Genomic DNA, 6,085 nt, shown 5'->3' with positions numbered 1-6,085 from the left:
CCCACGTGCGTGGGGAAGACAGCGGCGAGATCAGCGCGTATATCCGCGACGTGGAAACACCCCCACGTGCGTGGGGAAGACAACGCCTTCCTGAAATGCGTCTTTGCTGAATCGGAAACACCCCCACGTGCGTGGGGAAGACAGCCGGCGACAGCTTGTGTGTGGCCGGGATTTAGAAACACCCCCACGTGCGTGGGGAAGACCGTAGTCGTCCGTATCGGAGCCGGATTGCACTGGAAACACCCCCACGTGCGTGGGGAAGACCCGGGCGCAATCGAGGTGAGCCCCAGCACGATAGAAACACCCCCACGTGCGTGGGGAAGACGCGTAGCGCCTGAATGTCGGGCATAGCGCCCCAGAAACACCCCCACGTGCGTGGGGAAGACGCAAGTGGGATGTTGAATCGCCGACGCGTGACAGAAACACCCCCACGTGCGTGGGGAAGACACCAACAAATTGTGAAAGAGCATTGCCCAAAATACAACATCCAGTCTTTATTGGGTTTTCAGTGTTTCAACAATCAGCTGCAGACCACTGATGGCAACCAGCGGTTTTCTGGGCGGGCCTATCACTCGCATTTCATAGCCTGGCGGACCTGGAAGTGAGCGAAAAATGACGATGCCGGAGTCCGGCGGGCAGTGTTTGTACAGGTAATCGATCACTGTTGCGGCCACTGAGTCCTTGATGCCCGAGACGAACACATTCGCCCTGGGCTCAACGAACCAGAGCTTCATTCGCCCGCGCACGGCCGGTGGAAGATCATTTGCGAGAACGACGAGCACCTTTACCTCCTAGCATCGCCGGTATGTCTTCGGCCAATTTTGCGAGCAGATCCATCGCTATAACCCGCTCGCGGAACGCTGAAGAAACCTTGTGCTTGTCATAACGACCGGCCATGTCGCGAGTGAGCGCGAATGCCAGATCAACGCACAAGTGCTCCTTGTAGAGGTCGGCCAGGTCATAGACAAAGGGCAAGGGGCTGCCGGAGTGGATGAAACCGATATGTGGCGAATAGCCCATGCTGTGAACCGCCGAGCAGAGAATGCCGTAGAGCGCGGCATTGCTGGCCGTCATGATCCGATTGGTGATATCGCTGAGTTCGAACTTTCCGGGTGTGAACTGGCGGCCCTTCCAGCCGACCTGATATTCCTCGGCTTTGGCTTGGTACAGGGATCGCACTCTGTAGCCTTCCATGCCCATCATCTCCTTGAGCGACTTGCCATTCAGTTCGGCATCGGGAAAACGATGTCCAAACATACGCCTTGCGACTTCGACTGCTGCCTGCGGATCGGCGGACAACCCAATTTGGGCCTTAAGATTGCGCGTATCAGCAGTGGGGAGAAAGCCAGCGGCATAGAACAGCAGACTATCTTCCCCCACCCAACAGACAGCGCAATTGGCTGCGGTGGCGGTCTTGATGGCGTCGTGGGTTACGGTGGTTCCCGGGCCAAGAAGCAATGCGTTCAGAGTCGCTACCGGTAACGGCACTACATTTCCGTCAGAGTCGATCCATTTGATACTGCTGTCATCAATCTCCAATCTGCCCCGCTCCAGATATAGGAAGGGGTACTTGTCCTTAACCTGGGGGAGTGAGTCCCGAGTCACCTTGACGAACAGTCGCTGCCCTGTGGCCATGCCCTTACTCCACACTCTCAACGGTCACTCGACGGTCCCGATATTTCTTGTGTTTACCGAATTGCAAAGGAACGTCGTTCAGTGTCAGCACCTCGCCGTCGTGTTCGCCTTGCAACACTCGAAAGGACTCAGCACGCTGTTTGTTGGCTGCCAGCTGGTCGGCCGTAGCAAAAGCGTCCTGTACCTCAGCATGCAAGCCTTGACCGATGAACTCAGTGGGTACGCAGTTCTTGCGCCCCAGATATAGATCCCATACCGGGTTAGCAAGTGCGGCGGCCAGTGCTTGTAATTCATCCCTCGGGCCCTGCAACACCGCTGCATAAGCCATGTCCTGCAAGTAATAGCGGTAGGTCATTTTTGTGCCGCCGCCAACAGCCTTTTTGCCTTCGCTCGTTTTAGGAATCAGCAAGCTTTCCCAGGGATCCTGATTGTCATATCCACTACCGACCATCTGAAAGTCCCGCAACAACGGCAGGCGCTGTAACGGTTGGCCCTGACGGTCCATGCGTACGTAGGCTCGAATCTGGAGATCGCGCTCAGTCCAGTGCTTAAGCCACTCTACCTGCTCGCCTGCTGCGCCGCGGGCGCAGCACAACAGGCCGAACAGACCCGATTTGGTAGGAAAGTCGAGGCTGTCGCGCCGACCGAACTTGGAGTCATGGCCCCACGACTGCAGCGGCGCCTCCAGCCACAGCAATAGGTAAGCATCTGTCATCGTCTGGCTCACTGTGCATGGCGTTGCAGGGCGGCGACCAGATCATCAATGCTGAAGTCTTCATCCTCGCCCCATTCATAACCCCCGATTTTGCCGTACAGCGAACCGGCCAGTTTTTCCTTCTTGTCCAGATAGGTTTTCAGTTCGGCAATGCTTGGTTGCAGGTAGCCGCCGTCCTTTGCTCGTACTGCGGTCTCAAACGGCACCTGCAGGCGCTGCCCCTTGCGCACCAGCACTCTGGCAAACTCCCATGGACTGGCGCCAGACTGGGTGGTCTGGCGGGCATTTGGTACCGCTAGGAATAGGGCTTGAGTAAAGACTGCAACAGCTTGTGCCAACCCCACTTCACCCAGGGTTTGGGCCAGTTGCCCGAGGTCCAGACTGATATAGCGGTAATAGGTGGCCGAGTTGAACTCGAGGCTGCCCATATGCGCCGAACCTGACTCGCTCTGCAGGTCATCCAGAGCGGTGAAAAACTCCACTTCATTGCTGACTTTGTGAGTCGAAATGGCATGGGAAAAGGAGGCCGCTGCCTCGACATTCATGTCCGCAGCTTTAGCAACCATGCGGCCAAACAAAGCGATATCCAACGCATCGACTGCTGGGGTCAGGGCTTTCTTGGCAATCTTCGCCAACTCCTTGTCCTTGATCTTGCTCGCGTCAAAATCCAACTCGGCCGCATGATCCGCAAAAGCAGCCGCTTCGCTGCCGCTGATAAACAACAGCGTGTCGTCACTGAGCTTGTCTGCCATGGCTTTGCCGCAATCAGCTGCCTGCGCCTCATTGGCGCCCTTGGCCAGGCAGGCCTGAGTAAAAAGCTCAGCGGCTTTCTTTGTGCGCACGCCCAGCTTGACGCCAAGATTCTGCATACCAAGACGCACCTGGCGTTTCCAGCATTGCGAACTTACCCGCGCACGGGTCACGCCGCCAACGATGGCTGTTTTGGGCGCTCCGACGTCATCACGGTTCAAACAGGTGACCGGAAAGGACTGCAGAATGTGGAATTCAATACGGGTGTTGGTGAAGCGGTTGCTGCTGGACATGGCAAATTCCTTTTTAGGCGAATGGGTTATCAATAACAGGGACGATCTGCAGCAAACCGCAGCCATAAGCGCGGGCGCGGCCGATACCACTTGAAAAACTTTGCTGGAAACGCGCTGGATCCTGCACGGTCAGCACGCCTTGGACATGTGCTTGGGCGATGGTGACTGGCCGCTGGTGTTTGTCTTTAAAAGTCAGCACCTCGACCCGGTCGATCTGCAAACTCTCATTAACTGGTCGGAAGCCCCAGCTTTGCTCGGCCCGCTGCAAAAACCATTCGGCGATTGCCTCACGGCCACGCACTGGAATCAGCTTGCGGCTGGCGCTGTCACGCCGGGTCGGGTTGATGATGACCTTGAATCGGTAATTGCCGTGGTCCAGAAAGCTTTCAGGGATGGGCTTGCTAAGTACTTCTCCGTATTGGCCATCTACCGCATCGGCAGGCGCACGGTCGGCAAGCATCAGAATTTTTCGTCCCTGGTGGTCCCCGCCCTGATCGGCATAGAGGATGCCACTTGGTTGGCTGCCTAACTTCGCCTCAGCGTCACGTACATCCGCGTACAGGCTGTACACCACGCGATGCAGGGAGTAGCTGTCGGTAATGCGCAGCGCCTTGACCGCCTTGCGATCAAGGTGCAATACGCTGGCGAAAAGAGTCATGCCGGCACCTCCGGCAGAGTAACCGTCTGGCCATAGAACTCCTGTGCCCACTGGGCCTTAACCCGCTGCGCGTTGAAGCTGAATTGGCGCAACTGGGTAAGCAGCCGGACGAAATTCAGCGGCTGGCCGACCTTGCTGTCGATCAGTGACAATAGCGGGCGCAGAATTCGGCAGGCCTCGGCGAGTTCGTCACAGGCGAGCAGACGACGCAGGCGTGCCGTAGCCTGGTCGCTCTGATTGCCGTCGGCGTAGCAGGCAGCAATGGCTTTGCCCAGAGTGAAGCTTCCGTTGTGTTCTGCCCTGGATTTCGCGATGGTAGCAGCGACAGTGACAAAGGGCAGACGCTGGTGATCCTGCTCGAGATCAATGCCCAGACGGCCCAGTAGATCCCAGCTCTGGTACTCAGTGGCGGAATTGTCCGCGCGGCGCAACCGTGCAGCCAAGCCCTTGTCAGCATTACAACGCGCAATCACGGCTTCAACAAACCGCGATTCGCGACTCTGCCCCAAAGTTGTGTCTGTTTCACTCATGTGATTCAAGCCTCCTGCTTCAGATACTTGCTGTTGTTTGGTTGCTGCTTGGCCCAAGCACCCAGTTGGCGGGCTGTATCACGCGGGCAGAACTGGTCGTATGCCTGCTGAACATTTCTCGCGAAACGCTGACGCAACTGTTTACGGCCTTCCCGCGCGGACGCGCTCTGATCGCACTGATCAACCAGTTGCTGGAAATTGCGTTCACATAATTGCCAGAACAAGTGCGTGGTTTGGGCAGCAAGCTTCCCGCCGTCTACGGTCAGCTCCTTGTAGTAGCCCATCACCCGGCCATAAAGATTTTTCGCAAGAGCGTCCAGTGCATCCATCTCCTGTTTGAGCTGGGCAAACCAGCTCTGGCCGAGCATGTCCCCGTTCAGCCAGACCTGGGATTCCACGAAGTCGTCCGTGCCTGACGCGTATTGCTCTCCTGCGTTACTGCTGACGCGTAAGCCGCCTGACCAAAGTGCGAACAGGTCGACATGGTCCCGCGCGCGATCCAATCCGCAGCGCACCTGCCAGCTCTGAAAACCCTGGCTGTCTGATTGCTGAATAAAACCGAGCAAAGCGGTCAGTTCGCGCCACGGACGTTTTTCCGGATCAACCCACAGCGCTTTGGGCTCCTTGCCGGAATAATTGATCGCCATGCTCGGATCTACCACTCCATCCTTGTACCCAGGATGCGCAATGCCTTCGGAATAATGCAGGCCGTCCTCGGTTAATAAACAAAAGCGGCACAGCGGTAGCAATCGCCCCATCAGCGACTCGCGTAAGGCTCTGGCGGCAGAGCAATCCTCGCCGACTGGCATCAGCTCCCAGGGGGCATTGCCCAGGCCTTCTGGATAGAGTTGCATCTGTGCCAGCTGCTGCTTCGTCAACAGATTTAGCCACAGGCTTTGCTGTAAATCGCCGCCTATCAAGAAGGTATGCAGCAGTCCCATATGGCCAACGCCCGGCCCCGGCTTGCCGGTTGATGCCTTCCCCTTTTCATTACGTTTACCGCCGTAGCCTGGACTCAGCACTACGCTGTTGTCGGTCTTCTTGCCTGACAGGGCAAACCCCATCAGGGTAAGGAGAAGAACAGCTTTATCGGCATCACCCAATGTACGCTGGACCTGCATCTGACTGAGCACTGTGGTGTTGCCGGTGGAAACTTCAGGCAGAACAGCTCCGAAGGGTTGAACGCGCGCGGCGGCAATGGCGGGCAGCTGCAGGAAAGGCCGATCTCCATACAGGAAAAACCGCTCATGCCATTGATCCAGATACGTCAGGCAACGCTTAGCCAGTCCTTCAGCGCCCAGAACCTGCCAATCTTTGTCGTCATCCGGTGTTGCGGCCGCCTGGGCAATGGCCAGCAGAAGTTTGAGGATGGCAATCTTCTGTACCGGATTACCTCCGAGACTGCGGTACCGCGGATCGCTAAAGAGTTTGCGTAGACTGACCCGCCCGTAGTCGGCGACCGGAACCCAGTCTTCGTCGATCAGATTGAATCGGTTTTCCATTA

At 57.0% G+C, this 6,085-nt stretch carries 7 protein-coding genes and 1 CRISPR repeat array; all 7 genes read right to left on the bottom strand.

The window, feature by feature from the left end:
* Positions 1-53: 53 nt before the first annotated feature.
* Positions 54-447: direct repeats of the CRISPR family, unit length 28 nt; unit sequence GAAACACCCCCACGTGCGTGGGGAAGAC.
* 47 nt (positions 448-494) lie between these two features.
* The 7 genes from cas2e to casA are packed head-to-tail and all read right to left on the bottom strand — an operon-like array spanning position 495 to position 6,083.
* Entirely contained in the window at positions 495-782 is a 288-nt protein-coding gene (cas2e, locus tag FHK95_RS18260; RefSeq protein ID WP_150306079.1) for a type I-E CRISPR-associated endoribonuclease Cas2e, read from the bottom strand.
* Positions 760-1,635, bottom strand: a complete 876-nt coding sequence (cas1e, locus tag FHK95_RS18255; RefSeq protein ID WP_150306078.1) for a type I-E CRISPR-associated endonuclease Cas1e — start codon at positions 1,633-1,635, stop codon at positions 760-762. The genes cas2e and cas1e overlap by 23 nt, the downstream gene beginning before the upstream one ends.
* 4 nt (positions 1,636-1,639) lie before the next feature.
* Entirely contained in the window at positions 1,640-2,350 is a 711-nt protein-coding gene (gene cas5e / locus FHK95_RS18250; protein WP_150306077.1) for a type I-E CRISPR-associated protein Cas5/CasD, read from the bottom strand.
* Positions 2,351-2,358: 8 nt separating this feature from the next.
* Positions 2,359-3,393: a type I-E CRISPR-associated protein Cas7/Cse4/CasC gene (gene cas7e / locus FHK95_RS18245; RefSeq protein ID WP_150306076.1), complete on the bottom strand. Its 1,035-nt coding sequence runs from the start codon at positions 3,391-3,393 to the stop codon at positions 2,359-2,361.
* Positions 3,394-3,406: 13 nt separating this feature from the next.
* Positions 3,407-4,051 carry a type I-E CRISPR-associated protein Cas6/Cse3/CasE gene (gene cas6e / locus FHK95_RS18240; protein ID WP_150306075.1) on the bottom strand — a complete coding sequence of 215 codons (645 nt, stop codon included), beginning with the start codon at positions 4,049-4,051 and terminating at the stop codon, positions 3,407-3,409.
* Positions 4,048-4,581 (bottom strand): type I-E CRISPR-associated protein Cse2/CasB, encoded by a 534-nt coding sequence (casB, locus tag FHK95_RS18235; RefSeq protein WP_150306074.1) that lies wholly within the window; start codon positions 4,579-4,581, stop codon positions 4,048-4,050. Before casB ends, cas6e begins: the two co-directional genes overlap by 4 nt.
* A 5-nt stretch (positions 4,582-4,586) precedes the next feature.
* On the bottom strand, positions 4,587-6,083 hold the full coding sequence (casA, locus tag FHK95_RS18230) for a type I-E CRISPR-associated protein Cse1/CasA (protein WP_150306073.1): 1,497 nt from the start codon (positions 6,081-6,083) through the stop codon (positions 4,587-4,589).
* Positions 6,084-6,085 lie beyond the last annotated feature (2 nt).

The sequence above is a fragment of the Pseudomonas saliphila genome, assembly GCF_008638345.1.
GTDB classification, from domain to species: domain Bacteria; phylum Pseudomonadota; class Gammaproteobacteria; order Pseudomonadales; family Pseudomonadaceae; genus Halopseudomonas; species Halopseudomonas saliphila.
This window is presented reverse-complemented; position numbering and strand designations above follow the sequence as displayed.